We start from the raw sequence: 2966 nt of genomic DNA, 5'->3' as shown, positions 1-2966 counted from the left end.
GAACAGGGCGGTGCGGGCGGCGGAGCGGATCCCGTCGGCGGCGACGACCAGGTCGGCGTGCAGGTCGGTGCGGTGCCCGCGGGCGTCGGTGGTGGTGACGGCGCCGCCGGGGGTCGCGGCGGTGGCGGTGGAGCCGAGGTGGACGATGCCGTCGGGGAGCCGGGAGGTGAGGACCTCGACGAGGTCGGCGCGGTGGAGGGCGACGGTGGGGTCGCCGTAGCGGGCCTGGGCGGCCTCGGCGGAGGTGCGGCTGAGCCAGGTCCCGTCGGGGCGGCGGATGCCGCCGGTGCCGGTCATGGCGGCGAGGCCGCGGACGGCGTCGCCGGCGCCGATGGTGTCCAGGGCGCGCAGGGCGTTGGGGCCGAGGGCCAGGCCGGACCCGGCGGGTTCCAGGGACGCGGCGCGTTCGTGCAGGTCCACGGTCCAGCCGCGGCCGTGCAGGGCCGCGGCGGCGGTGAGGCCGCCGATGCCGGCGCCGATGACGATCGCGTGCGGCATGCTGCCACCCTTCGCTGACTACAGATGTAGTGCAGATACTACGCCTGTAGTGCGGGCGGGTAGGATCCGGGGGTGAGCTCACCGCGCGCCCGGCTCGTCGCCGACACCGCCATCGCCCTGCTGGCCGACCGCGGCATGCGGGGCCTGACCCACCGCGCCGTCGACGAGGCCGCCGGCCTGCCGCCCGGGTCGGCGTCCAACCTCGCCCGCACCCGCGCGGCGCTGCTGGAGCTGGCCCTGGCGCGCCTCACCGAGCTGGAGGAGGGCCGCTTCGCCGGCGCGGACGCCCCGCCCGGCCTGTCCCGCGACGCGCTGGCGGCGCGGCTGGCCGGTGTGCTGCGCCTGCAGCTGACCGCCGGCCGCGCCCACACCCTGGCCCGCTACGAGCTGGCGCTGGAGGCGACGCGGCGGCCGGAGCTGCGCGCCATCTACGACGCCGCCGGGCGCCGGTTCCGGGACGCGGCCCGTGCGCTGATGGCCGCGGCCGGGTCCCCCGATCCCGCCGCGCACGCGCAGGGCCTCGTCGCGCTCGCCGAGGGCCTGATGTTCGACGCGATCGCCGGCGCCGGCCCCGAACCGTCCCCCGAGCGGCTGCGCGCCACCGTCGCGGCGTACCTGGCCGGCGTCCTGCCCCCCGAAGGGCCGCACGGGTAGCCCTGCCGCGCCTGCGGCCCGGGCGAAAACCCGTTGCGGCGCGCGGCGCGGCCGGGGGACCCTGAGCACGGCGGGCGCACCGCCCCCGGCGCCGGCCCCGGGATCGCACCCCGCCGGCGCCACCGGTCCCGTCCCCGCGTCACCCTGGGGACGGGATCCCGCCGCTCTCACCCCGCCGCTGCCACCGGGAGGACGCCATGCGCAAGATCCCCACCGTGTTCGTCCGCGACTGGGACGGCGACCCCCGCTACGTCACCCGCGACCCCGACCCGGACTGCGCGTGGGTGTTCGCCGGCGAGGGCCGCGCCACCCGCAAGTACGACGGCACCTGCGTCCGCTACGACGGGGACCGGTGGCTCGCCCGCCGCGAGGTCAGGCCCGGCCGCGACGCCCCGCCCGGGTTCACCGCCCTGTCCACCGACCCGGCCACCGGCAAGACGATCGGATGGGAGCCGGCCGAGCAGTCGGCGTTCTGGCGGCACCTGCGGCCCGCCATCGAAGCGGGCGCCCACGAGCCCGGCACCTACGAGCTCATCGGCCCGAAGATCAACGGGAACCCCGAGGGCGCCGACCGGCACCTGCTGGTCCGGCACGGCGCCGACGACCTCGGCGAGGTCCCCCTCGACCACGACGGCCTGGCCGCCTGGCTGCGCGCCCGCCCCTACGAGGGCATCGTCTGGCACGCCCCCGACGGCCGCATGGCCAAGCTCAAGCGCCGCGACTTCCCGCCCGCCTGACCACGGCGGCGGCCCCGTGATCGTGTTCACCTGCGCCGGCTGCGGCGCCGCGCTCACCGCGCCGCTGGCCCGGGTCGCGCTGCCCGTCCACGCCCACCAGCAGTACGGGCACGAGCTCCTGCCGCCGCTCATGGAGCCCGGGACCTGCGCGATCGACCCCGAACCGTTCTGCGGACCCGCGGACGCCGTCGTGATCGCGCCCGGCGACGCTCGCGGCACCGCCCTCATCCCCGGCCGGTACGGGGGGTACTGCCTCGGGCTCACCGGGTGCGACGGGCCCAACCTGGCCTGCGAGCGCTGCGCGCGCCCCGTCGGGACCCGCGTCGACGACTGCTCCCTGTGGCAGGCCGTGCGGCTGCGCCCGGACGCCGTCCGGGCCGTCCCCGGCGGCGCTCCCGATCCGCCGGTGCTGGAGTGGGGCGAGCTGCGCCGTGCCCGTCCGGCCGTGCCGCCGGTCGAGGACCCCGGGTTGTGGAGCCCCCTGTGGGAGGCCTCGGCCGCCGCGGCGCTCCCGCGCCTGCTCGCCCTGTCGGGCGGCGCCCGCCCGCGCGTCCCCGGCGGGCTCCTCGCCACCGTGTTCGGCCGCCCCCTCGACGCCCTGCTCCCGCCCGGGCCCGCGCGCGGCGAACTGGCCCTCGCGGGACCGGGCCTCCCGCCCGCCGGCGGCGCCATCGCGCTGGTGCCGCGGCATCCGCAGACCGGCGGCGCCTGGCCGTCGGGCACCGGGCGGGATGTGCCGCTGGACGCCGGCGTGTGGCTCCACCTGGCCTTCCACCGGCCGCGGCCGCCCGACACCGTGCTGCCCGCCGAGGTCCGCCGCGACGACCCGCGGCCCCGCGTCCCGTACGCGCCGTTCCAGCCCGACTGGCACCTGTTCCGGGACGCCCTGGCCCGGCTGCCCGACACCGGCGAACCCTGGCTCCGCGCCGTCCGCGACCGCTTCGCCGCCCGGCCGCACGGCCCGCCGTTCTGAGGCGCGCCCGGCCCGCGGTCGAAGCCGCGGGCCCGCAGAGCCGCCGGGCGATCACACCCGGCGGGAGAGCGGGCGGCTAGGCGGGCGGCTGAGTGTGGGGCCTG

At 79.3% G+C, this 2966-nt stretch carries 4 protein-coding genes; 3 read left to right on the top strand and 1 reads right to left on the bottom strand.

The window, feature by feature from the left end:
- Positions 1–498 (bottom strand): FAD-dependent monooxygenase (locus E1284_RS39850; protein ID WP_207924231.1); only part of this gene is annotated, 498 nt, incomplete at its 3' end.
- A gap of 72 nt (positions 499–570) precedes the next feature.
- On the opposite strand from E1284_RS39850, the gene E1284_RS39845 reads away from it, so the two are divergent.
- The 3 genes from E1284_RS39845 (at position 571) to E1284_RS39835 (ending at position 2862) form a co-directional block, all read left to right on the top strand.
- Positions 571–1152, top strand: a complete 582-nt coding sequence (locus E1284_RS39845; RefSeq protein WP_207924230.1) for a TetR/AcrR family transcriptional regulator — start codon at positions 571–573, stop codon at positions 1150–1152.
- Between the two features lie 197 nt (positions 1153–1349).
- Positions 1350–1889, top strand: a complete 540-nt coding sequence (locus E1284_RS39840) for an RNA ligase 1 family protein (protein WP_131945302.1) — start codon at positions 1350–1352, stop codon at positions 1887–1889.
- A gap of 16 nt (positions 1890–1905) precedes the next feature.
- Positions 1906–2862: a hypothetical protein gene (locus E1284_RS39835; RefSeq protein WP_131945301.1), complete on the top strand. Its 957-nt coding sequence runs from the start codon at positions 1906–1908 to the stop codon at positions 2860–2862.
- Positions 2863–2966: the final 104 nt, after the last annotated feature.

It is taken from the genome of Actinomadura bangladeshensis, assembly GCF_004348335.1.
GTDB classification, from domain to species: domain Bacteria; phylum Actinomycetota; class Actinomycetes; order Streptosporangiales; family Streptosporangiaceae; genus Spirillospora; species Spirillospora bangladeshensis.
This window is presented reverse-complemented; position numbering and strand designations above follow the sequence as displayed.

Excerpts from the sequence above, each read along its gene's own strand:
- E1284_RS39840 (WP_131945302.1), top strand. The coding sequence starts at position 1,350 with ATGCGCAAGATCCCCACCGTGTTCGTCCGCGACTGGGACGGCGACCCC.